Genomic DNA, 23,771 nt, shown 5'->3' with positions numbered 1-23,771 from the left:
TGCCTCAGCGCATCCAGGGTGGCGTCGGCTCGGTATCCTTGGGTTCATCCTCGGCGTTGCGCAGAGCCTGTTTCTTCGCCTCTTCGGCCAGCGCGGCCTTGATCTCGCGCATGACCGCATCGATGTCGGCGGCGTCCTGCGGTTCGGCGAACTCGCCGGTCAGTTGCGTATGCGGCTGCAACTTGCCGGCCTCGTAGAGCGCCCACATTTCCTTGGCGTATTTGGTGTACCTGAGTTCCGGGGCGAACTGGCCGAAGTACTCGGCCATGTTGCGCACATCGCGCTCGAGCATGCTGAAGGCATGGTTGTTGGCCGCCGCATCCACCGCCTGCGGCAGGTCGATGATCACCGGCCCCTCGGGGCCAAGCAGCACGTTGAATTCCGAGAGATCACCGTGCACCAGGCCGGCGCAGAGCATCTTGACGATCTCCTGGATCATGAAGGCGTGAAACTCACGCGCATCATCCGGGTGCAGGTCGACGTCATTGAGCCGCGGCGCGACGTCGCCTTCGCCATCGTCCACCAGCTCCATCAACAGCACGCCATCGAGAAAGTCATAGGGCTTGGGCACCCGCACGCCGGCACTGGCCAGGCGGAACAGTGCCGAGACCTCGGCATTCTGCCAGGCCTGCTCCTGCTCCTTGCGCCCGTACTTGCTGCCCTTGGCCATGGCGCGCGCCTGACGGCTGCCACGCACCTTGCGCCCCTCCTGATATTCGGAGGCCTGGCGGAAACTGCGCTTGTTGGCCTCCTTGTAGACCTTGGCGCAGCGTAGCTCGTCGCCGCAACGCACCACATAGACCGCTGCCTCCTTGCCGCTCATCAGCGGTCGCAACACTTCGTCCACCAGGCCATCCTCGACCAAGGGTTCAATACGTTTGGGCGTCTTCATCGGTGTGGGTCACGGGTCCTTTCTAGCCGGGGATCTGAGTATTGGCCATCCTCGCACAGCCTGAGTCGATCATAACGCATTGATCAGGTGCCGTCTGAGTGCCTCGATGGCATAGCGCACCTTGGCGGGCTGAGCATCGCGGCGCGGCGTGACGATGTACAGGCCCACCGGTTCCAGCTGCCAGTCGGGCAGCAGGGGCAGCAGCTCGCCACTGGCCAGCAGCCCGCGGATTTCCGCCTCGGGCTGCAACGACACGCCCATGCCGGCCAGGGTGAACTGGCGCGCCGCCAGGATGTTGTTGCAGGTGACGCGGCTCTCCAGGCGCAGCCGCTGCTGCACGCCAGCGGGGCCCTGCAATACCAGGTGCTGGATGCGCTCGAGGTGCAGGCCGATCCAGTCCAGCTTGAGCAGGTGCTGCGGCTCGCTCGGCAAACCGGCACGCGCCAGGTAGGCCGGCGCGGCGCACAACAGCATGCGCCAGTCGACGATGTAGCGGGCGACCAGACTGGAGTCCTCCTGGCGCCCGACGCGGATGGCCAGATCGATGCGCGACTCGACCAGATCGATCTGCTCGTCCTGAAAGAACAGCGTCAGGCTGAGGCCGGGGTGGGCGCTCAGCAGTGGGGCCAGCGCCTCGCACAGCAGCGGCCCGGAAAAGCCGACCGGGGCCGCGACGCGCAGCTCCCCGACCGGCGCATCCCGCTGCTCGGCCAGGCGCTGCTCGGCGCGCTGCGCCAGCTCGACGATCTGTCGACAACTGTCATAGAAGGTTGCGCCGGCCTCGGTCAGGGTCAGCTTGCGGGTGGTGCGGTGCAACAGCGTGACCCCCGTGGCTTCCTCCAGTCGCCGCACCTGCTGACTGACCGCAGAAGCCGACATGCCCATGGCTTCCCCTGCACCGACCATCGAGCCCTTTTCCACCACGGTGGCGAACAGCGCCATGCGCTTGAGCTGCTCCATTATGAAGCTCCGCTTAACTATTCCAGTTCATGAAGCCACTTTTTCCCGGGTTTATCCAGCAGCGATCATGTGTTCACCCCAACTACTCGAGGTCCACCCCATGAAGATCGCTCTGATCGGCGCCACTGGTTATGTCGGCGCCCCCCTGTTGCAGGAAGCGCTGCAGCGCGGACATCAGGTCACCGCGCTGGTGCGCCACCCGGAGAAACTCGCCGCCCACCCTCGCCTGAGCGCCGTACAGGCGAACGTGCAAGACACCGCCAAACTGGCCGAACAGCTGCGAGGCCATGACGTGGTGATCAGCGCCTTCAACCCGGGCTGGGGTGTGGCGGACATCCGCGAGCAGTTCATCAGCGGCAGCCGCTCGATCATCGCGGCGAGCAAGCAGGCGGGCACCCAGCGCCTGCTGGTGGTCGGCGGGGCGGGCAGCCTGTACGTGGCCCCCGGCCTCCAGCTGATCGACACAGCGGACTTTCCCGCCGAATACAAGGAAGGTGCAGAAGGTGCCCGCCAGGTCCTCGACCTGCTGCGTGACGAACAGGCGCTGGAATGGACGTTCCTCTCGCCGGCCGCCCTGCTCGTGCCCGGCCCGCGTACCGGCAAGTTCCGCCTCGGCAACGACGAGCTGCTGATGAACGGCGATGAGCCCGGCAGCGTCTCCGTGGCCGACCTGGCCGTCGCGCTGATCGACGAAGCGGAACAGCCACAGCACGTCCGCCAGCGTTTCACCCTGGCGTACTGACCTCAGCCCACAGACAGGGTGCGCAGCGCGCACCCGATCAGGAGTCACCATGAATCCATTGAGCAGCAGTGCCTTCGTCGCGACCGACACACCGGCACGTTACATCAGCCGTCTGTGCAAACACTTCGCACACAAGATTCCAGTCAGCTTCGACGAGCAGCAGGGCCGCATCGAGTTCGACTCGGGCCTGGCCACCTTGCAGGCCGAAGAACAGGGTTTGCGCCTGCAGGTCGAGAGTGGCAACGCGGATGACCTGCAACGCCTGCAAGCTGTCGTCGCCAGCCACTTCGAGCGGTTCGCCTGGCAGGAAGCGCTGACCCTGGACTGGCAACCTCAGAGCGCATCCAGCTGAGCGCGCAGGCGCCGCAGCACGGCCAGCGACTCGGGGTTGTCGCCGTGCACGCAGAGGCTGTCCGCACGCAGGCGTAGCGGCTTGCCATCGATGTCGGCAAAGGCCTCGCCACGGGCGATGGTCAGGGCCTGCTCCAGTATGCGTTCAGGGTCCTGGTGCACCGCGTCCGCGAGACGTCGCGGTGCCAGCCGACCATCGGAGAGATAGGCGCGGTCGGCGAACGCCTCGAACATCAGCGGTACGTCCGCCTCGTCCGCCAGGCGCAGTTCGCGGCTGTTGTCGGCCAGGGCCAGCACCATCAGGGGCAAGCCTCTGCGATAGCTGGCGCAGGCATCGAGCACCGCCATCAGCAACGCATCGTCGAGCACCAGGTCGTTGTACAGCGCGCCATGGGGTTTGACATAGGCCAGCTGGCCGCCCGCAGCACGGCAGAAGGCATCCAGCGCGCCGATCTGATACAGCATCAGGGCACGCACTTCCTCCGGCGAACACTGCAGGTGGCGCCTCCCGAACCCCTGCAGGTCGGGGTAGGAAGGATGTGCACCGACGCTCACGCCATGCTCGATGGCCAGCGCGACGCTACGCGCCATGATCAGTGGATCGCCCGCGTGGAAGCCACAGGCCAGGTTGGCCTGATCGATCAGCGGCATGGCCAGCGCGTCGTCACCCATGCGCCAGGCGCCAAAGCCCTCGCCCATGTCACAGTTGAGCAGTATTCGCTTCATCCACGCAGCATAAGACGGACGCCGGCAAAGTCCAGCGCGCGCCCCGCTTCCGCGTGGTGACGTCGAGCACTGGCACACTTGATTCCAACCGGCATGAACGCCAACGCCCCGGACCAGCCGGGGCGTTGGACAACCGGGCGTACCTGTCGGCACGCCGGAGGCGGACTCAGAAGCTGTAGGTCGCCGAGAGGATCGCCGAACGGCCGTCGCCGTACTCGATGGCCGAGGAACGGGCACCCGTGCCCGGCGTCTGGCGGACGCGCTCCACGTAGTCTTCGTCGAACAGGTTGTTGAGGTTCAGCTGCAGGTCGACGTTGTCGTTGACCTTGTAGCCGACCATCGCGTTGTGCAACCAGTAGGAGTCCAGCTTGGCGTTGCTGCTGGAGCTGACGTTGCGCTCGCTGACATAGCGGGCGCCGTAACCCAGCGACCAGCCGGCCGGCAGCTGGTAGGAGGTCCACAGGTTGAACGAACGCGGCGGCGTGTTGGCCAGGGCCTGCCCCTCGCGGGCGATGCCGGCGGTAGTGTCGGCCGCTTCGAGGGTCTCGCTGCTGAGTACGGTGTAGTTGGCGAACACGTCCCAGCGCTCGGTGACATGGCCGGTCAGCCCCACCTCGATCCCTTCGACGCGCTGCTTGCCTGCCAGCTGGGTGCTGCCGTCAGCCATGGTTTCGCGGGCATTGGTCTTTTCTACCCGGAAGATCGCCGCGTCCAGCTCCAGGCGACGGTCGAGCAGTTCCCACTTGGTACCCAGCTCCCAGGTCTTGTTCTTCTCCGGATCGAGGCCTGAGGTCGCGTCCGAAACGCCGCTGCCGGTGGTCGCCAGGTATTCGGCCGACGGGTTGAAGGAGGTGCCGTAGGCCACGTAGATGCGGCCATTGTCGACCGGCTTGTAGACCAGACCGATGCGCCCGCTGAGTTCTTCGTCGCGGGTGTCGAGCTTGGTCAGGGTGCCGGCCGGCAGCGCGGTGTTCTTGTAGTCGCCTTCGATCCAGTCGTAGCGCAGCCCCAGGCTCAGGTCCCAGTCGGAGTTCAGGGCGATGGTGTCGAACACGTACACCGCCTGGTTGTCGAGGCGGGTCGACAAATCCGCGCTCATGGTCTTGTTGACCGCACCGTTCCAGTAGCCCGGCGGGTTGCCCAGCGAATAGCCATCGGTCGGGTAGAGCGCGGTGCCCAGGCCGTGGTTGTAGGTCAGGCGGTCGTAGTCCTCGCGGGAGATTTCCACCCCGGTGGAGAGGCTGTGCTGCAGACCGAAGGTGTCGAAGTCGGCACGCAGGTTGGTCTGGTTGATCAGCATCTTGCTGTTCACGTCACGCCCATAGGCCTGCGGGCCGGCCGGCAGGTAGTTGCCGGCCGGTACGCCGGTGGTGTTGACATGCGAGGCGGAGATCACCGTGTTGCGGTCGATCTGGCTGTAGCGGGTGAGGTTCTGCAGGCTCAGGCTGTCGTTGAAGGCGTGCTCGAGCTTGATGGTGAAGGAGTCGGTCTTGATGTCGTCCTTGTCCAGGTTCTTCCAGCCGAAGTAACTCTCGCGGTCCACCCCGGCGACCTTCTTGCCATCGATGGCCGGCACACCGTAGTCCGGCAGGATGTCGTCGGTCTGGTGGAAGTAGCTGAGGGTCAGGCGGGTGTCCTCGCTCAGGCCCAGGGCCAGCGACGGCGCGATGCCCCAACGCTTGCGGTCGATCTCGTCGCGGCCGGCCACGTCGTTTTCGTGCGTCATCAGGTTGAGCCGGAAGGCACTGTCGGTACCCAGGCCGTCGAGGGTCTGGTTGCTGTCCAGGGTCAAGCGACGGTAGCTGTCGGTACCGATGCTGGCGCCGATCTGGGTGAAGTCACGCAGGCGAGGCGCCTTGGTCACCTGGTTGATGCTGCCGCCGGTGGTACCGCTGCCGCCGAATACCGAGTTGGGGCCCTTGATGACCTCGACCGACTCGATGTTGAAGGTGTCGGTGCGGTTGGTCTGCGCGCTGTCGCGCAGGCCGTCGATCTGCATGTTGGCGTTGGCGCTGAAGCCACGGATGTTGATGCTGTCACCGGAACCACCACCACCCTCACCGGCGGTGAAGGTGATGCCGGAAACGTTGGACAGCACCTGGCGCAGGCTCAGCGCCTGCTGCTCGGCGATTATCTTCTGCGGTACCACGGTGACGGTCTGCGGGGTGTCCAGCAGCGGCGCGGTGTACTTGGGCGACGAGACCGACTCGGTCTTGTAGTCACCTTCCTGCTCACCCTTGACCGTGACGCTGTCCAGCTTGAGCGACTCGTCTGCCAGCGCCGGCAGCGTCAGCGAGGCAATGGCCAGGCCGATGGCAGTGGCCAGCACGCGTTTGACGGGCAAAACCTGATCGTAATTCGTGGCACGCATTTGAGACAACCTGTCAATATCTAATGATAATTATTTACAAACATGTACAGAGGAATCCGCAGAAATCCCCCGCACAACGCCCTGGCGCAGGGCCTGAAACGGCCCTGCCCTCTAAAAGAGAACGTATATTATTTGTAAATAAATTTATGTCAAATAAGAAACACTATTAAATGCATTCTTATTTGATACCTGCCGTACGGACGGCTCAACAGGGCGGAGCAGTTCCTTTGCGCAGCGCGTGAAAGACCTCAGCAGCTGTGTGGAGTCCAGATCGTCTGCGGGCCAATACTGGCCAAATCGGCGCAGCCGGTCAGTGCCATCGCCACCTCCAGTTCGGCGCGCAACAGCTGCAGCACATGCGCCACCCCCACCGCACCGGCTGCGGCCAGGGCGAAGATGCACGGCCTGCCCACCAGCACCGCGTCGGCGCCCAGGGCCAACGCCTTGAGGATGTCGGTGCCACGGCGGATCCCGCCATCGAGCAGCACCGGCACACGTCCCTGCACCGCGGCCGCCACCTCCGGCAGCGCCTCGATGGTCGCCGGCAGGCCATCGAGCGTGCGGCCGCCGTGGTTGGACACGATCAGCCCATCGACCCCAGCCGCCAGCGCCTGCTCGGCATCGGCGGCGCTGAGGATGCCCTTGAGCAGGATCGGCAGGCGCGTCTGCGCGCGCAGCCAGGCCAGGTCGGCCCAGGTCGGCGCAGCGTTGAGCAGCGGTCCGCCGAGCAACAGGCTGCTGGCGGACGGATCGGCGCTGACCGCCAGCGGGCGCATGCCGCGCAGATTCACCGCCTCGATACCGGCGGGCAAGGCGAAGCCCGCGCGCTGCTCACGGTTGCGGATGCCGCTGACCGGCGCGTCCACCGTCAGTACCAGGGCACGATAACCGGCGGCTTCGGTGCGCCGCACCAGGGCGGCGGTGAAGTCACGATCGGGCTGGATGTACAGCTGGAACCACAGCGGCGTCTGCGCCTGCGCCGCGATGGTTTCCAGCTCGATGCTGGCCTGGGTGCTGACCACCATGCCGGCACGCAGCGCGCTGGCGCCCAGCACGCAGGCCAGTTCGCCGTCGGCATGGGCCAGCTTCTGATAGGCCACCGGCGCGACGAAGATCGGATGCTCGTAGTCCTGACCGAACAGGCGCAGGCGCGTGTTGCCACCGCGCAGGTCCTGCAGCACGCGACTGCGCAGACGCAGGCGATCGAACGCCTGGCGATTGTCCTGCAGGGTCAGCTCATCCGCCGCCCCTCCGGCCAGGTAGGCCCAGGCCTGCTCGCTCATGCGTTCGCGGGCATAGGCCTGGTAGTCGCCGACGGCGGCGATGTCAGCGGGAATCTGTTGCAGCGGGGCAAGGGGCATGGCGACTCTCGATGGCGACTCAGGTCTGCGACCACTGCCGCAGCAGGTTGTGATACAGCCCGGTCAGGCGCAGCAGCTCGGGGCAGTCCGGCACCTGCAGGCGCAGCGCCTGGATGCTGTCGTCGAGTTCCAGCAGCAGCTCGCGCTGGTCATCCTGACGCACCAGGCTCTGCAGCCAGAAGAACGAGGCCAGACGCGCACCGCGAGTCACCGGCTCGACGCGATGCAGGCTGCCACTGGAATACAGCACCAGGTGCCCGGCCGGCAGTTTGATCCGCCGCTCGCGCGTCACCAGTTCGCCGCCGTCGTACTCGTCGGGTTCGTTGAAGAACAACGTCGCCGACAGGTCGGCGCGGATACGCTGCGAGGTCCCCGGCACGCTGAAGATCGCATTGTCGATGTGGTCGCCGTACTGGCCTCCGCCGGCATAGCGGTTGAAGCGCGGCGGCACCACCTTGAGCGGCAGGGCAGCGGCCATGAAGCGCGGGTTGCGACTCAGGCATTCGAGCAGGAAGTCGCCGAGCTGCTGCGTCAGCGGATCGTTCTGCGCCAGTTGCTGATTGGTCTTGGCGTGCACCGCCTGGTGCCCGGCGCTCAGGCGCCCGTCCTGCCAGCTCGCGGTCTCGAGCGCCGCACGGCAATCGCGCAACTGCTCGGCATCGAGCACATCGGGGATGATCAGCATCATGGTGCCGCTCCAGGGCAAAGACCAAAAGTGATAATGATTCTAAATAACTGGCGTACCAAACAACAGCCATGCGCGACCGAAATGAAAACGCCCACACGAGGTGGGCGCTTGCAGACAGCGTAGGGCCTTACAGGTAGTAGGACTTCAGCGGCGGAAAGCCGTTGAACTCCACGGCGCTGTAGCTGGTGGTGTAGGCGCCGGTGGAGAGCCAGTACAGGCGATCACCGCTGGCCAGGTTCAGCGGCAGGCCGTACTTGTAGTTCTCGTACATGATGTCGGCGCTGTCGCAGGTCGGGCCGGCGATCACCACTTCCTCCATCTCGCCCTTCTTCTCGGTCCAGATGGGGAACTTGATGGCCTCGTCCATGGTTTCGATCAGGCCGCTGAACTTGCCGACGTCGGCGTATACCCAGCGCTCCACGGCGGTACGCGACTTGCGCGCCACCAGCACCACTTCGGAGACCAGCACGCCGGCGTTGGCGATCAGCGAACGGCCCGGCTCGAGGATGATCTCCGGCAGTTCGTCACCGAAGTCTTCCTTGAGGAAGCGGGTGATCTCCTCGGCGTAGGTTTCCAGGTCGTTGGTGCGCTGGATGTAGTTGGCCGGGAAGCCGCCGCCCATGTTGATCATCTGCAGGGTGATGCCGTCTTCTTCCTTGAGACGCTCGAAGATCACCTTGACCTTGGCGATGGCGGCATCCCACACGTCGATGTCGCGCTGCTGCGAACCGACATGGAAGGAAATGCCGTACGGCACCAGGCCCAGCTGCTTGGCCAGGATCAGCAGGTCCAGCGCCATGTCCGGCTGGCAGCCGAACTTGCGGCTCAGCGGCCAGTCGGCGCTGGTCGAACCTTCGGTGAGGATGCGCACGTAGATCTTCGAACCCGGCGCCGCCTTGGCGATGTTGCGCAGGTCGGCTTCGGAGTCGGTGGCGAACAGGCGCACGCCCTTGTCGTAGAAGTAGCGAATGTCGCGGGACTTCTTGATGGTGTTGCCGTAGCTGATGCGCTCCGGGCCGACACCTGCGCTCATGACCTTGTCCAGCTCGTAGATCGAGGCGATGTCGAAGCTCGAGCCCTTGTCGCGCAGCAGCTCGATGATCTCGATGGCCGGGTTGGCCTTGACCGCGTAATAGATCTTGGCGAACGGGAAGCAGTTGCCCAGCTGGTCATAGGCATCGGCGATGATCTGCCGGTCGATCACCACGAAGGGGGTCTCGTGCTGATCGGCGAATGCCTTCATGCGCTGGAAAGTGGCGGGTGCGTAGTAGTCTTCGACCTTGATCGACATGCTGGGGACTCCAATGGCAAAACCAGGAACACATGAATTCGGGCAGCGAAACGCCTGACAGGTTCCGCTACGTGTCGGGGCTGGCCGCGCAACGCGCGAGCCTGAACGTCTGACAGTTTCCCCACTTTGGTTCGCCTACTTCCCAAGGCATGTCGCCGAGCATCACTGATCGCGGTGGGCCACCAGCGATCTCTCGTCGTCAGTACTTGAGCCGGATGGATCGTTTCCAGCATGACGTTCGGGCGCGGACTTTAAGACCATGCGCCCGTCAGATCAACCGGAAATTCCCCCTATCTGAAGCGGCCCTGGCAAACGTTCCGGATATCACACAGAACAGGCGGAAATGCTGAACGGACGCGGCTTTCAGCCTCTGCCAAGTCTAGACGAGCGAGATGTCAGCGGCATGGCAACCGGGTGCACGCCGACCTCCCGATTGCCCCGTCGGAACGACCTCGATTCAGTACACGTCGCGCCGGTAACGTCCGTCCTCGACCAGTTGCTGCACGCACTCGTCGCCGAGCACCTCACGCAGTGCCACATCGACACCGCCGGCCATGCCGTCGAGGCTGCCGCACACATAGATCGCCGCGCCCTCGTCCAGCCAGGCCTGCAGACGTGCGCTGTGCTCGCGCAGCAGGTCCTGCACATAGTGCTTGCGGGCCTGATCGCGGGAGAAGGCCAGGTCCAGATGCTGCAGATCGCCGGCCTCCAGCGCCGCCTGCAGCTCGTCGCCGCAGAAGAAGTCGCAGGCACGACTGCGCTCGCCGAACAGCAGCCAGTTGCGCCCCTGGCCTGCCAGTGCACGCGCCCGCAGCAACGAACGCAGCCCGGCCAGGCCGGTGCCATTGCCGATCAGGATCAGCGGACGATCGTCCTCCGGCAGATGGAAACCGGTGTTGCGCCGCACCCGCGCCAGCAGTTGCCCGCCCACAGGCAGGTATTCGCTCAGCCAGCCGGACCCCAGGCCCAGGCGGCCACCCGCCTGTACGGCCTGGCGCACGATCAGCTGCAGCACAGCGTCGGCTGCCACCGAGGCAATGGAGTAGTCGCGCGCCCCCAGGGGTACCAGGGCATCGACCAGCGCCTGGGCATGCAGCCCGACCAGGTGGGCGAAGCTGCCCGGCAACTGGCGCTCGGCCAAGGCTTCACGCAGGCTGGTCGCCTGGCCATCCAGCGTCACCGGCTCGCTGCCGTCGAAGCCGGAGTGTTGCAGCCAGGCCTGCACGGCGGCGGCCCCGTGGCGCGGACGGATTTCCAGGATGTCGCCGGCCTGCCAGTCGCTCTGCGCAGGCGGCGTCAGGCCGATGAAGTACACCGGCGCGCCCTGACTGCCGTGGTTGAGCAGGCGGCGCTCGGCGAGCGTCCAGTTCTGCCAGGGCGTCTCTTCGAAGCGCATCGGCGCCGCACCGGTCAGGTCGCTCAACTGCTGCTGCCAGCGCTGCAGTGCCGTCTGATCGGCGCCATCCACCTCGATGCTGTCGAACAGCGGCCGAGCGCCCTGCAGCCCCAGCCAGGCGTTGATGCGCCGAGCGAAGCCACAGAAGTGCTGATACTGCCGGTCACCCAGCGCCAGCACCGCATAGCTCAGTTGCTCGAGAGGCACCGAACCCGCCAGCACCTTGCGCTCGAAGCCCTGCGCCGCATCCGGCGCCTCGCCATCACCGAAGGTGCTGACCACGAACAGCGCCTTCTGCGTCTGGCGCAGGCTGTCGGCATCCAGGCGTGACAGCGGCTCGACCCGTACCGGGATACCGGCGGCCTGCAACTGGCCGGCACTCTGCCAGGCCAGCTGCTCGGCAAAGCCGCTCTGGCTGGCGAACCCCACCAGCCAGCCACCCGCCGAATCCGCGTCCTTGAGAGAGCTGCGCGCCGCCAGCGCAGCCCGCTTCTTGCGCCGGCGATCCAGGTACAGCAGCCAGCCGGTGATGAAGAACAGCGGCATGGCCGCCGTGGCCAGCATCATCAGGATGCGCCCCGGCATGCCGAAGTACTCGCCGACATGCAGCGCATAGACGCTGGCCAGCAGCTGCGCCTTGAAACTCTTGTCGGCATAGCGCTCATGGCGGCTGACCGCGCCGCTTTTCGGGTCGATCTGAAACTGGTTGAAGGCGCGCACATGATCGGCGCCGTCGAGTATGTAGAAGACGGTCCCCGGCTGCCCGGCCACGGCTGGCAAGCGCAGGTTCCAGGCGACCAGGCCGGGGCCGGCGGCCTGCTGGATGCTCTGCCAGACGGCGTCGTAGTCGACTTCGGGGGCCGGGCCGTTGCCCGCGTCACGGCCACCCCGGCCACGGCCTTCCCCGCGCTTCTCCGGCGCCGTGTCGGAGAGCATGCGCGTCAGCCCTTCGCGGTACCACTCATAGGACCAGTACAGGCCGGTGAGCCCCGCGCAGAGGTAGAACAGCAGCACCCAGGTGCCGGCCACCGCGTGCAGGTCCCAGTTGAAGCCACGGCCTTTCTTCTTCCAGTCCAGGGTCAGCCAGGTGCGCCAGTTCAGAGCCTTGCGCGGCCAGCGCAGGTAGAGACCGGACAGGCAGAAGAAAATCAGCGCCAGGGTGCTGGCGGCGGTGATCTGCTTGCCCACCTCCCCCATCGACAGGAAGCGGTGCAGCATCAGCATCAGGTGGAAGAAGTCCTGGCCGATCGGCTCGGCCAGCACCTCGCCGGTGTAGGGATCGAACGCGATGCGTGGCCCGCGTCGCTCGCCTGGCGGCGGCGCGAGAAAGGCCATGCCCGGCCCGTCATGCCGGGCATCGACCCACAAGCCGGTGACGCGATCAGCGGTCGCGGCCTCGATCCGTGACACCAGTTCGCGCGGCGCAAGGTGGCCCTGCGCGCTCGGCTCGATCTGCCAGCGCTCGGCATTGAGCGCCCGGGTGATCTCGCCCTCGAAACTGTAGAGCGCGCCGGTGATGCCCATGACGGCCAGCACCAGGCCGGCGCTGATGCCAAAGAACCAATGCAACTGGAAGATGATTTTCTTGAACACGACGGCGCCACCCTTACCCTGACCCTTTGCGACGGGCGGCTACTCTATATGGGAATAATTTTCATAACCATTTATTTACGCGATTTTTACGCATCCGCAGCCTGCGCGACTCACCTGCCCGGCCAGGGCACCTGAAACCCGATGGCCGCCCCTCGGCCAGAGCCTGCAGTTATCGGTATAATCGCCAGTTTTCCGGGCGCCAAGGCGCCCTCAACGATTCCATCCAGGCACGCATTCATGACCACCCAGGCCGCCGAAGTCGCCAAGCGCCGCACGTTCGCCATCATTTCCCACCCGGACGCCGGTAAGACCACCATCACCGAGAAACTGCTGCTGATGGGCAAGGCCATCGAAGTCGCAGGGACCGTGAAGTCGCGCAAGTCCGACCGCCATGCCACGTCCGACTGGATGGAGATGGAGAAGCAGCGCGGTATCTCCATCACCACCTCGGTGATGCAGTTCCCCTACCGCGAGCACATGATCAACCTGCTCGACACCCCCGGCCACGAAGACTTCTCCGAAGACACCTACCGCACCCTGACCGCGGTGGACTCGGCGCTGATGGTGCTCGACGGCGGCAAGGGCGTCGAGCCGCGGACCATCGCCCTGATGGATGTCTGCCGCCTGCGCGACACGCCCATCGTCAGCTTCATCAACAAACTCGACCGTGACATCCGCGACCCCATCGAGCTGCTCGACGAGATCGAGGCGGTGCTCAACATCAAGGCCGCGCCGATCACCTGGCCGATCGGCTGCTACAAGGACTTCAAGGGCGTCTACCACCTGACCGGCGACTACATCATCGTCTACACCCCCGGTCACGGCCATGAGCGCACCGAAGCCAAGATCATCCAGAGCCTCGACTCCGACGAGGCGCGCGCGCACCTCGGCGACATGTACGAGCGCTTCGTCGAAGAGCTGGAACTGGTCCAGGGGGCCTGCCACGAGTTCGACCCCGAGGCCTTCCTCAAGGGCGCGATGACCCCGGTATTCTTCGGCACCGCACTGGGCAACTTCGGTGTCGACCATGTGCTCGACGCCGTGGTCGACTGGGCCCCGCGCCCGCTGGCGCGCGTGGCCAACGAGCGCAGCGTGGAGCCGACCGAGGAGAAGTTCTCCGGCTTCGTGTTCAAGATCCAGGCGAACATGGACCCGAAACACCGCGACCGCATCGCCTTCATGCGCATCTGCTCGGGCAAGTACACCCAGGGCATGAAGATGCGCCACGCCCGCCTGGGCAAGGACGTGCGCGTCGGCGACGCGCTGACCTTCTTCTCCAGCGAGCGTGAGCACCTGGAAGAGGCCTATGCCGGCGACATCATCGGCCTGCACAACCACGGCACCATCCAGATCGGCGACACCTTCACCGAAGGCGAGAACCTCGGTTTCACCGGTATCCCGCACTTCGCCCCGGAACTGTTCCGCCGCGTACGCCTGAAGGACCCGCTGAAATCCAAGCAGCTGCGCCAGGGCCTGCAGGAACTGGCCGAGGAAGGCGCGACCCAGGTGTTCTTCCCCGAGCGCAACAACGACATCATCCTCGGTGCGGTCGGTGTGCTGCAGTTCGACGTGGTCGCCAGCCGCCTGAAAGAGGAATACAAGGTGGAATGCGCGTACGAGGCGATCAACGTCTGGTCCGCCCGCTGGATCGAATGCAGCGACGAGAAGAAGCTCAAGGAGTTCAAGGACAAGGCCTACGAGAACCTCGCCGTCGACGGCGGCGGCCACCTCACCTACCTGGCCCCGACCCGCGTCAACCTCAGCCTGATGGAAGAGCGTTGGCCGGAGGTCAAATTCCGCGCCACCCGCGAGCACCACTGATCGTCGCACCGCATAAGGCCAAAAACGCCGACCTGTAGGGTGGATGACGCTCTTTTCATCCACCGAAGCGGTTGCAGGGTGGTGGATGAATGAAGCGTCATCCACCCTACGCAACTGCAGAGGCTGGCTTGCCGGCGATCATGGCGACGAAAGCGCATCGCCCGCAAGCGGGCTCCTACCAGGAGTGCGGCGTTACCTGCAAGCGATCGTGGTCGCAGGTACAGAGCAATCGCGCCGTGCTCGGCTCTGCCAGCAGGCAATCGGCGATCGCCGGTTCCAGTTCGGTACGTATTCGACGCGCCAGGGCGCGGGCGCCGAAACGTACATCGTGCTCACGGCACAACCAGGCGCGGGCGCTCGGCTCCAGATGCAGCGAACGGCCCTGGCGCGCGAGGCGCTGGTCCAGCTTGTCCAGTTCGATCTCCAGCAAGGCGTCCAGCCAGCGTTCGTCGACCCGCTCGAACACCAGGATGCGGTCGATACGGTTGAGCCATTCCGGCTCGAAACGCTGGTGCAGCACCTGCTCCAGCAGCGCCGCCTCCCCCTTCGGTGCCAGGCCCAGCCAGCGCCGCCAGCCACGACTGAAGCGCTCACGGTAGCGCTGCGCCTGCTGCGCCCCGACATTGCTGGTCATGAAGATCAGGCTGTTGCGGAAATCCAGGGTGCGGCTCCCGGCCGTCAGAGTCAGCCGGCCATGTTCGAGAATGCCGAGCAGGCTGCGCAGCACTTCCGCGCTGGCCTTCTCCAGCTCGTCGAACAGCACGATACCGGGTCGCCCGAAACTGCCGGCGATGGCTTCGCCATCGAACAACGTGGTGCCCTCCTTGCTGCCGACGTAACCCGGTGGCGCGCCGGTCAGCGCCGCAGCGTAATGCTCCTGGGCCAGGGTGTGCATGTCGATGCGGCACATCGCGTCGGCGCGGCCGTGAATGGCCTGGGCCAGCAGGCGCACGATCTCGGTCTTGCCGACACCGGTCGGGCCCATGAACAGGTTGACCGCCAGCGGCCGCTCGCGCTCACCGATATCGACCTTGACCACCTTGAGCATGGCCTCGACCTGCGCCAGCACGGCGTCCTGGCCGACGATGCGCGAGCGCAGCAACGCCATGACCGCTGCCGGCTCGAAGAGGAAACGCGACTGCAGGCGAGCAACGCCCTGTTCATCCAGACGCTCGCGGTTGCTGTCGATCAGGTCGTTGGCGAAGGGCATCTCGTTTATTCCATAGAGACAAAGGCATCGCCGGCAAGCCGGCTCCTACGGGCGATCAGCCAGCCGTGCGTTCCTTGCCCGGATGCGGCAGTTCTGCCACCGGGCAGTCGGCCACGCCGATGCTCGAGCGGGTCATTTTCTCCACATCCTCCTGGGCCTTCTGCGCGTCCAACACCCAGGTGCGGTAGAACTCGAACGGGCAGTCGGCCACGCCCTTGTCGCCATCCCCGGAGTTGTAGACGCCGGTGTAGCCACGGTGCAGCAGCTTGAACAGGTGGTTCTGCGACTGGTCATTGGCCCGCGCATCGCGGATCTGCGACACCGACAGCTGGGCGTACTGGATGCCCATTTCCTCTTCGCCGCACTCGCCCAGGGTGCGACCGTCGAAACCGATCAACGCGGAGTGGCCGAAGTAGCTGTACACACCGTCGAAGCCGCTGGCGTTGGCCACCGCCACATAGCAGTTGTTGGCCCAGGCCATGGTCTTGGCCATCAGCACCTGCTGCTCCTTGGCCGGGTACATGTAGCCCTGGCAGCGCACGATCAGCTCGGCGCCCTTCATCGCGCAATCGCGCCAGATTTCCGGGTAGTTGCCGTCATCGCAGATGATCAGGCTGATCTTCATGCCCTTGGGGCCAGTGGAGACATAGGTGCGGTCGCCCGGATACCAGCCCTCGATGGGGCACCAGGGAATGCACTTGCGGTACTTCTGCACGATCTCGCCCTGGTCATCGATCAGGACGAGGGTGTTGTAGGGCGCCTTGTGCGGATGCTCTTCGTGGCGCTCGCCAGTGAGCGAGAAGATGCCCCAGGTTTTCGCCTCGCGGCAGGCGGCGGAGAAGATCGCGGTCTCCTCGCCGGGGATGGCGGCGGCGGTGGCCATCATCTCGTCCCTGTCGTACATGATGCCCATGGTGCTGTACTCGGGGAACACCACCAGGTCCATGCCGGGCAGGCCGAGCTTCATGCCCTTGATCATCTCGGCGATCTTGCGCGCGTTGTCGAGCACCTCGGCCTTGCTGTGCAGACGCGGCATCTTGTAGTTGACGACAGCAACGCCGACGGTATCGGGGCTGCTGGAAATGTCGCCGTGGCGCATGGAAAACCTCCGTTTGCGATGTACTTCGCAGGAGCGGCTTCAGCCGCGAATTTTCTTCGAGTGGTCGTTCTTCGCGGCTGAAGCCGCTCCTACGGGAACGTCCGGCCGTCAGTGGCTGATCATCCACGGCCGTGCCGATGGGCTGGCCTTGAGGCCGTGCGGGTTGGCCTTGGTGCGCTGCACCGGCTTGCTCGGGCCGCAGCAGCTGCAACCGGCCGGATGCTTGCGGCTGGCCTTGTACTCGTCGAGATTCATCGGCGCGTTGGCGCTGCGCTCGTTGCTTTCATGGGCGCGGCGCTGGCTGCCCGGCAGGGTCGACAGGCCCGGCGCGCTGAGGATCACCCGCTCGCTGGCGGTGTCGCAGTACGGGCAGGCGCAGGCCTGGTCGCGCTCGGCCATTGGCCGCAGCACGGTGAAGTCGCCGCAGTGCGGGCAGTCGTATTCGTAGATGGGCATGACGGCATTCCTCGAAAGACCAGGGCCCCTCCCCCGCATGCAGGAGAGGGGGAGTGGCATCACTTGTCGTAGGCGATGGGCATGTCGATGCTGCCGTCGAGGAACCGGGTCGGGCCGCTGGCGCTGGGGTTGATGTCGAACTCGAAGATATCGGTCGGCAACCACAGCGTGGCGCAGGCGTTGGGGATGTCGACCACCCCGCTGATATGCCCCTGCACCGGTGCCGAACCCAGCAGCGAGTAACCCTGCGCGCCGCTGTAGCCGAACTTCTTCAGGTAGTTGATGGCGTTCAGGCAGGCCTGCTTGTAGGCCAGGTTGACGTCGAGGTAGTGCTGCTTGCCGTCGTCGTCCACCGAGATGCCTTCGAAGATCAGGAAGTTGTTGTAGGTGGGCACGATCGGGCTGGGTTTGAAGATCGGGTTCTTGATGCCGTACTTGGCCATGCCGCCCTTGATCAGCTCGACCTTCATGTGCACCCAGCCGGCCATCTCGATGGCGCCGCAGAAGGTGATCTCGCCATCGCCCTGGCTGAAGTGCAGGTCACCGACCGACAGGCCGGCGCCGTCGACATAGACCGGGAAGAAGATCTTCGAACCACGCGACAGGTCCTTGATGTCGCAGTTGCCGCCATGCTCGCGTGGCGGCACGGTGCGCGCGCCGGTGGCGGCGGCCATGTCGCGGGCATCGCCCTTGAGCTTGCCCATGTGCGCGGTGGCGGCAAACGGCGGGTTGGCCAGCGGCGGTACGCGGGTCGGGTTGGTGTCGATCAGCGCCTGCTCGCGCTTGTTCCAGTCGGCGAGCATCTTGTGATCCGGCAGGCAACCGATCAGGCCGGGATGGATCAGGCCGGCGAAGCGCACGCCGGGGATGTGCCGGCTCTTGGTGAACATGCCCTCGAAGTCCCAGATCGACTTCTGCGCCGCCGGGAAGTGATCGGTGAGGAAGCCGCCGCCATTGCTCTGCGAGAAGAAACCGTTGAAGCCCCAGAGCATGTCCTGCTTGGCGCCGATGTCGAGCAGCTCGACGATCAGCAGATCGCCCGGCTCGGCCCCTTTCACGCCCACCGGACCGGACAGGTAGTGCACGGTGGAGAGGTCGACGTCGCGCACGTCCGAGGCATCGTCATCGTTCTTGATCGCGCCGCCGGTCCAGTCGTAGGTCTCGAGGATGAAGTCATCGCCCGGATTTACCCAGCAGGCCATCGGGATGTCCGGGTGCCAGCGGTTGTGGACTTGCTCGTTCTCGGTGGCGGCCTGGTTGAGGTCGACCTTGATCAGGGTATCGGTCATGACATAGCTCCATGGGACCTGTGAGGAATGCCGGCCGCTGTGTGCCGGGTACGCAGCCAGTCTCAAGCGCGCGGGGAAATCGGCAAATACGTTGGATGACGTATGCCCGGAACGCCGACCTCACGGGGCCTGCAGGCATTTTTCGCGGACGCGAAAAAGCGGCCACTGCATGGAGAACACAGTGACCGTAAAGCGGGAGCCACTACCCTCTCCCCCAACCCCTCTCCCATGAATGGGAGAGGGGAGCAGCACGCGGTGCGAAATGGCACACCACCGAACAGTCCCCTCTCCCGCTTGCGGGAGAGGGTTAGGGAGAGGGCAAGAAAGTCACACCGACAGATAACGACTGATGCTCGCCTCGTCGACCTGGTCGCGGCTCTCCTCGACCACGAACTTGCCCTTCTCGATGACCAGGAAGCGGTCGGCGATTTCCATGGTGAACGACAGCACCTGCTCGGAGACGACGATGGTCAGATCACGCATGTTGCGGATCTCCTTCAGGCTGCGGGCGATGTCCTTGATGATCGACGGCTGGATGCCCTCGGTCGGCTCGTCGAGCAACAGCACCTTGGGATTGGTCGCCAGCGCCCGGGCGATGGCCAGCTGTTGCTGCTGGCCACCGGACAGGTTGCCGCCCTTGCGGTGGCGCATGTCATGCAGCACCGGGAACAGCGCATAGAGGTCATCCGGTACCTTGCCGCCGGCGGAGGCCGGCAGGCCGGTCTGGATGTTCTCCAGCACGGTCATGTGCGAGAAGATCATCCGCCCCTGTGGCACGTAGGCGATGCCGCTCTCCACCCGCTGGTGGGTTTCCAGCTGCGACACGTCCTTGCCATCGACGCGGATCTGCCCGCCCCATTGCGGCAGGATGCCCATCAGGCTCTTGAACAGGGTGGTCTTGCCCATGCCGTTGCGGCCCATCACCGCGACGATTTCCTTCTTCGCCACATCGAGGTTGAGTTCATGGAGGATCTGGCTCTGGCCATAGCCCGAGGCGAGGTTGCTGATCTGGAACATAAATGACTCCTTGCTGGACATGCCCCCGGATTGCCTCCGGGCTACAGATACGCGCGACCGGGATCAATGCCCCAGGTACACCTCGATGACCTTGGGATTGCTCTGCACCGCCTCCATGCTGCCCTCGGCCAGCACCTTGCCCTGGTGCAGCACGGTGACGCGGTGGGCGATGCTCTTGACGAACTCCATGTCGTGCTCGATGACCAGCACCGAGCGCCCCTGGCTGATACGGTTGAGCAACTCGGCCGTCGCCACCCGCTCGCTCACGCTCATGCCGGCCACCGGCTCGTCGAGCATCAGCAGCTGCGGGTCCTGCATCAGCAGCATGCCGATCTCCAGCCACTGCTTCTGCCCGTGGGAAAGCAGGTCGGCCTGGCGGTGCAGGTGTTCGCCGAGCATGATCTCCTGCGCCACCTGCTCGACCCGTTCGATCACCTCCCGCGAGCGCTTGAAGAACAGCGCGCCGAACACCTTGCGCCCGGCCGGATAGGACATCTCCAGGTTCTCGAATACCGTCAGGTTCTCGTAGATCGACGGGTTCTGGAACTTGCGCCCGACGCCGGCACGCACGATGTCGTACTCGCGCATGCGGGTCAGCTCGCGCCCGTCGAAGGCGATGCTGCCGGCGGTGGCGCGGGTCTTGCCGCAGATCAGGTCGAGCACCGTGGTCTTGCCAGCGCCGTTGGGGCCGATCACCACATGCACCTCGTTGCGGTCGACATACAGGTTGAGGTCGTTGACCGCCTTGAAGCCGTCGAAGGACACGGTCAGTCCCTCGATGGCCAGTACCGGCTTGGCGGCCTGGAAGCCTGCTGGGCTGTTCATGGCGTGGTCTCCAGTTCAGGGGCGGGACGTTTGCTTGCAGCGACGCTCCTAGCCGCAGGTTGCGCGGCGACCCGGGCCTGGGGTTTGCGCCTGAGGCGTGCCAGCCAGCGCTTGCCGTGGCTGTCCCACAGGCCGGCGAGACCGTTGGGGAAGTACATGACCACGACGATGAACAACCCGCCCATCAGGTACAGCCACAGTTCGGGAAAGCTCTCGGAGAAGTAGGTCTTGCCGAAGTTGACCAGCAGCGCGCCATACACTGCGCCGAGCAGCGACAGGCGCCCGCCGACCGCGGCGAAGATGACCATCTCGATCGACGGCACGATGCCGACGAAGCTGGGCGACATGAAGCCCACCTGCAAGGTGAACATGGCCCCGCCGATACCGGCGAAGGCGGCGCCGACGCAGAACACGAAGATCTTGAAGCTGGCCACGTCGTAACCGGAGAAGCGCACCCGCTCTTCCTTGTCGCGCATCGCCAGCAGCAGGCGCCCCAGCTTGGAAGCGACGATGAAACGGGCGATGAGGATGCAGCCGATCAGCAGCGCTGCGCTGACGAAGTAGAGGATCAGCCTGGCTTCGTCGGTGCGGATGTCCCAGCCCTTGAGCGTGCGCAGGTCGGTGATGCCGTTGACCCCGCCGGTGAGGCCCTGCTGGCCGATGATCAGCACGGTGAGGATCAGCGCGATGGCCTGGGTGACGATGGAGAAATACACGTCACCGACGCGGCGCTTGAACATCGCCAGGCCGATCACCAGCGCCAGCAGCACCGGCACCGCGACCACGGCGACCAGGGTGAAGCCCAGGCTGTGGAACGGCTCCCAGAGCAGCGGCAGTTCGGTGATCTGGTTCCAGTCCATGAAGTCCGGGATGCCCGGTGTGGACTGGATCTTGGTGCTCTCCGGGTCGGACGCCTCGAGCTTGAGGAACATCGCCATGCAGTAGCCGCCGAGGCCGAAGAAGATGCCCTGGCCGAGGCTGAGGATGCCGCCATAGCCCCAGCACAGCACCAGGCCGACGGCGACGAAGGCGTAGGTCAGGTACTTGCCCACCATGTTCAGGCGGAAGGCATCGAGCGCCAGCGGGAACACCACCAGGATCAGCGCCGCGAGCAGCGCCAGGCCGATGGCCCCCTGCTTGCCGCCGAGCAGTTTGTCGAGTGTCTTGTTCATGTCCGCGTCCTCAAATCACTGTAGGAGCCAGCTTGCTGGCGATCCTGCGGTCCCTGATCGCCCGCGAGCGGGCTCCTGCGAAAGCACCAGGGTTCATTTGCGCACCTTGCTCGAGAACAACCCCTGCGGGCGCAGCATCAGGATCAGCACCACGGCGGACAGGGTCAGCACCTTGGCCATCGATCCGCTGGTGAAGAACTCCAGCAGCGACTGCGCCTGGGCAATGCTGAATGCCGAGGCGATGGTGCCGAGCAGGCTGGAAGCGCCGCCGAATACCACCACCAGGAAGGTGTCGACGATGTACAGCGAACCGGCCGTTGGCCCGGTCGAGCCGATGGTGGTGAACGCCGCGCCCGCCACGCCGGCGACGCCACAGCCGAGGGCGAAGGTCATGCGGTCGACGCGCTTGGTGTTGATGCCCACGGCCCGTGCCATCACCCGGTTCTGCACCGTGGCGCGCACCTGCAGGCCCCAGCGCGAGCGGTACAGCATCACAAACAGCAGCGCGGTGAGCAGCAGGGTCAGGCCCATGACGAACAGGCCATTGCGCGGAATGTCGATGGCTTCGGTGGGGTTCCACGAGCCCATCAGCCATTCCGGCAGCGTGGCGCCGACCTCGCGGGCGCCGAAGATCGAGCGAAAGCCCTGCTGCATCACCAGCGACAGGCCCCAGGTGGCCAGCAGGGTGTCCAGCGGGCGCTGGTAGAGCTTGCTGATCATCGCCCACTCCACCAGCCAGCCAATGGCCCCGGCGATGAAGAACGAGAGGATGATCGCGAGGAAGAAGTAGTAAGGCCCGAAGGCCGGAGCGTATTGCTCGGTGAGTGTCGATACCACGAACGTGGTGTAGGCGCCGATGGTGAGGAACTCGCCATGCGCCATGTTGATCACGCCCATCTGGCCGAAGATGATCGCCAGCCCCAGCGCCATCAGCAGCAGCACGCAGAACACGGACAAGCCGTTGAAACCCTGCATGGCTGCGATGGCGCCGAATTCAGATAGCCATTCCATAGAAGCGCCCTCAAAAGAAGTTGCAAGCCTCAAGCTTCAAACGGCAAGCAGAGCACCCTCCACTTGCCGCCTGCGGCTTGCAGCTCGTCGCTGCTGTTACTGGTAGCCTTCCGGGAAGGGGTTCGGCTCGATCAGGTCGGACTCGTAGACCACCTTGAACTGGCCGTCCTTCTGCACTTCACCGATGCGCGTCTTGCTCCACAGGTGATGGTTGTCGTGCACCTTGACGTAGCCTTCCGGCGCGGTGCCCAGCTCGATGCCCGGAGAGGCGGCGACCACCTTGTCGATGTCGAAGCTGCCGGCCTTCTCCACCGCAGCCTTCCACAGCCACGGGCCGAGGTAGGCGGCCTGGGTCACGTCGCCGATCACCGCATCCTTGCCGTACTTGGCCTTGAAGGCTTCGACGAAGGCGGCGTTGTTCGGGTTGTCCAGGCTCTGGAAGTACTTCATCGAGGCGTAGAAGCCCTCCATGTTCTCGCCGCCGATGCCCAGCAGCTCGTCCTCGGTGACCGACAGGGTCAGCAGGGTCTGCTTGGCGGAGGTCACGCCGGCGGCCTTCATCTGCTTGTAGAACGCCACGTTGGAACCACCGACCACGGCGGAGAAGACCACGTCAGGCTTCTTCAGCTTGACCTTGTTGATCAGCGAGCCGAACTGGGTGTTGCCCAGCGGGTAGTACTCCTCGCCGACCACCTTGCCGCCGAGCACATTCTCGATGTGCTTGCGCGCGATCTTCATCGAGGTACGAGGCCAGATGTAGTCCGAACCGATCAGGTAGAAGGTCTTGGCGCCCTTCTCCTTGGCCACCCAGTCGAGGCCGGCGAGGATCTGCTGGGTCGCTTCCTGGCCGGTGTAGATGACGTTCTTCGACTGCTCCAGGCCCTCGTAGAAGGTCGGGTAGTAGAGCAGGCCGTTTTCCTTCTCGAACACCGGCAGCACGGCCTTGCGCGATGCCGAGGTCCAGCAGCCGAACACGGTCGCGACCTTGTCGCCGACCAGCAGCTTGCGCGCCTTCTCGGCGAAGGTCGGCCAGTCGGAAGCCCCATCTTCCTGGATGACCTTGATCTGCCGGCCGAGGATCCCGCCGCTGGCGTTGATCTGCTCGATGGCCAGGCGCTCGGCCTGGATCGAACCGGTTTCGGAAATGGCCATGGTGCCGGTCGCCGAGTGCAGGATGCCGACCGTGACCTCGCTGTCGGTGACGGCCAGGCCGGTGGTGTTGACCTCGGCGCTGGCGACATGGCTGAACAGGCTGGCAGCCAGCAGCGAGAGCGCCGCAGCCCCTAGCGCCAGCCGGCGGGGAAGAAGTCGAATCGGTTGAGAATCCATGGTCGTGCTCCTGTGCTGGTTATTCGTGCCGAACCACGCCGGCTTCGCAGCAAGGATGCGTTTGCCCCGGCACGCGGGGTATACGCAGCATGACGTAACGGCATACGTCATCTGACGTACAGCCTCGCGCGCCAGCCTGGTGCAAGCTGGGCGCAGAAAAACCAGGCAGAC

At 65.0% G+C, this 23,771-nt stretch carries 20 protein-coding genes; 3 read left to right on the top strand and 17 right to left on the bottom strand.

Annotation, left to right across the window (positions count from 1 at the left end; translation table 11 throughout):
* Positions 1-4 precede the first annotated feature (4 nt).
* Together E4487_RS06535 and E4487_RS06530 are read right to left on the bottom strand one after the other, a co-directional pair.
* On the bottom strand, positions 5-892 hold the full coding sequence (locus E4487_RS06535; protein ID WP_134676899.1) for a PA4780 family RIO1-like protein kinase: 888 nt from the start codon (positions 890-892) through the stop codon (positions 5-7).
* A gap of 69 nt (positions 893-961) precedes the next feature.
* The gene (locus E4487_RS06530) at positions 962-1,852 is read right to left on the bottom strand and encodes a LysR family transcriptional regulator (RefSeq protein ID WP_175252983.1); all 891 of its coding nucleotides are present in this window, start codon (positions 1,850-1,852) and stop codon (positions 962-964) included.
* Between the two features lie 100 nt (positions 1,853-1,952).
* Here E4487_RS06530 and E4487_RS06525 point away from each other — a divergent pair, with 100 nt between their 5' ends.
* The gene (locus tag E4487_RS06525; protein WP_175252982.1) at positions 1,953-2,594 is read left to right on the top strand and encodes an NAD(P)-dependent oxidoreductase; all 642 of its coding nucleotides are present in this window, start codon (positions 1,953-1,955) and stop codon (positions 2,592-2,594) included.
* 49 nt (positions 2,595-2,643) lie between these two features.
* Positions 2,644-2,946, top strand: coding sequence for a DUF2218 domain-containing protein (locus E4487_RS06520; RefSeq protein ID WP_037046322.1), 303 nt, complete (start codon positions 2,644-2,646; stop codon positions 2,944-2,946).
* Here E4487_RS06520 and E4487_RS06515 read toward each other — a convergent pair.
* The 6 genes from E4487_RS06515 to E4487_RS06490 all read right to left on the bottom strand — a co-directional run bounded on the left by E4487_RS06515 (position 2,928) and on the right by E4487_RS06490 (position 12,371).
* The gene (locus E4487_RS06515) at positions 2,928-3,671 is read right to left on the bottom strand and encodes a 5-oxoprolinase subunit PxpA (protein ID WP_037046316.1); all 744 of its coding nucleotides are present in this window, start codon (positions 3,669-3,671) and stop codon (positions 2,928-2,930) included. The genes E4487_RS06520 and E4487_RS06515 overlap by 19 nt on opposite strands.
* Positions 3,672-3,837: 166 nt before the next feature.
* Positions 3,838-6,042, bottom strand: a complete 2,205-nt coding sequence (locus E4487_RS06510; RefSeq protein ID WP_175252981.1) for a TonB-dependent siderophore receptor — start codon at positions 6,040-6,042, stop codon at positions 3,838-3,840.
* Positions 6,043-6,290: 248 nt separating this feature from the next.
* Entirely contained in the window at positions 6,291-7,403 is a 1,113-nt protein-coding gene (locus E4487_RS06505) for an alpha-hydroxy acid oxidase (RefSeq protein ID WP_175252980.1), read from the bottom strand.
* A gap of 19 nt (positions 7,404-7,422) precedes the next feature.
* Positions 7,423-8,091 carry a Fe2+-dependent dioxygenase gene (locus E4487_RS06500; protein ID WP_175252979.1) on the bottom strand — a complete coding sequence of 223 codons (669 nt, stop codon included), beginning with the start codon at positions 8,089-8,091 and terminating at the stop codon, positions 7,423-7,425.
* A gap of 127 nt (positions 8,092-8,218) precedes the next feature.
* Positions 8,219-9,382: a type III PLP-dependent enzyme gene (locus E4487_RS06495; protein WP_037046306.1), complete on the bottom strand. Its 1,164-nt coding sequence runs from the start codon at positions 9,380-9,382 to the stop codon at positions 8,219-8,221.
* Positions 9,383-9,839: 457 nt separating this feature from the next.
* Positions 9,840-12,371, bottom strand: a complete 2,532-nt coding sequence (locus E4487_RS06490) for a sulfite reductase flavoprotein subunit alpha (protein WP_175252978.1) — start codon at positions 12,369-12,371, stop codon at positions 9,840-9,842.
* Between the two features lie 237 nt (positions 12,372-12,608).
* Here E4487_RS06490 and E4487_RS06485 point away from each other — a divergent pair, with 237 nt between their 5' ends.
* The gene (locus tag E4487_RS06485; protein ID WP_037046300.1) at positions 12,609-14,192 is read left to right on the top strand and encodes a peptide chain release factor 3; all 1,584 of its coding nucleotides are present in this window, start codon (positions 12,609-12,611) and stop codon (positions 14,190-14,192) included.
* A 175-nt stretch (positions 14,193-14,367) separates the two neighbouring features.
* Here E4487_RS06485 and E4487_RS06480 read toward each other — a convergent pair whose 3' ends face one another.
* The 9 genes from E4487_RS06480 to urtA form a co-directional block, all read right to left on the bottom strand.
* Entirely contained in the window at positions 14,368-15,402 is a 1,035-nt protein-coding gene (locus E4487_RS06480) for an AAA family ATPase (protein ID WP_175252977.1), read from the bottom strand.
* Between the two features lie 55 nt (positions 15,403-15,457).
* Entirely contained in the window at positions 15,458-16,501 is a 1,044-nt protein-coding gene (locus E4487_RS06475; RefSeq protein WP_175252976.1) for an aliphatic amidase, read from the bottom strand.
* A 108-nt stretch (positions 16,502-16,609) separates the two neighbouring features.
* Positions 16,610-16,957, bottom strand: a complete 348-nt coding sequence (locus E4487_RS06470) for a zinc ribbon domain-containing protein (RefSeq protein WP_134676905.1) — start codon at positions 16,955-16,957, stop codon at positions 16,610-16,612.
* Between the two features lie 59 nt (positions 16,958-17,016).
* Positions 17,017-18,246 (bottom strand): formamidase, encoded by a 1,230-nt coding sequence (gene fmdA, locus E4487_RS06465; RefSeq protein ID WP_037046287.1) that lies wholly within the window; start codon positions 18,244-18,246, stop codon positions 17,017-17,019.
* 327 nt (positions 18,247-18,573) lie between these two features.
* Complete coding sequence (gene urtE, locus E4487_RS06460; RefSeq protein ID WP_037046284.1) at positions 18,574-19,263, bottom strand: urea ABC transporter ATP-binding subunit UrtE; 690 nt, start codon at positions 19,261-19,263, stop codon at positions 18,574-18,576.
* A 63-nt stretch (positions 19,264-19,326) separates the two neighbouring features.
* Positions 19,327-20,088 carry an urea ABC transporter ATP-binding protein UrtD gene (urtD, locus tag E4487_RS06455; protein ID WP_175252975.1) on the bottom strand — a complete coding sequence of 254 codons (762 nt, stop codon included), beginning with the start codon at positions 20,086-20,088 and terminating at the stop codon, positions 19,327-19,329.
* Complete coding sequence (gene urtC, locus E4487_RS06450) at positions 20,085-21,260, bottom strand: urea ABC transporter permease subunit UrtC (RefSeq protein WP_175252974.1); 1,176 nt, start codon at positions 21,258-21,260, stop codon at positions 20,085-20,087. The genes urtD and urtC overlap by 4 nt, the downstream gene beginning before the upstream one ends.
* A gap of 93 nt (positions 21,261-21,353) precedes the next feature.
* On the bottom strand, positions 21,354-22,271 hold the full coding sequence (gene urtB, locus E4487_RS06445; protein ID WP_047589803.1) for an urea ABC transporter permease subunit UrtB: 918 nt from the start codon (positions 22,269-22,271) through the stop codon (positions 21,354-21,356).
* 96 nt (positions 22,272-22,367) lie between these two features.
* Positions 22,368-23,600, bottom strand: a complete 1,233-nt coding sequence (gene urtA / locus E4487_RS06440; protein WP_150608098.1) for an urea ABC transporter substrate-binding protein — start codon at positions 23,598-23,600, stop codon at positions 22,368-22,370.
* Positions 23,601-23,771: the final 171 nt, after the last annotated feature.

Origin of the sequence: Pseudomonas sp. BMW13, from assembly GCF_013357275.1 — a bacterium.
Taxonomy (GTDB): domain Bacteria; phylum Pseudomonadota; class Gammaproteobacteria; order Pseudomonadales; family Pseudomonadaceae; genus Aquipseudomonas; species Aquipseudomonas khazarica.
Note: the sequence above shows the minus strand (reverse complement) of the source record. Positions and strands in the feature narration are given on the sequence as shown.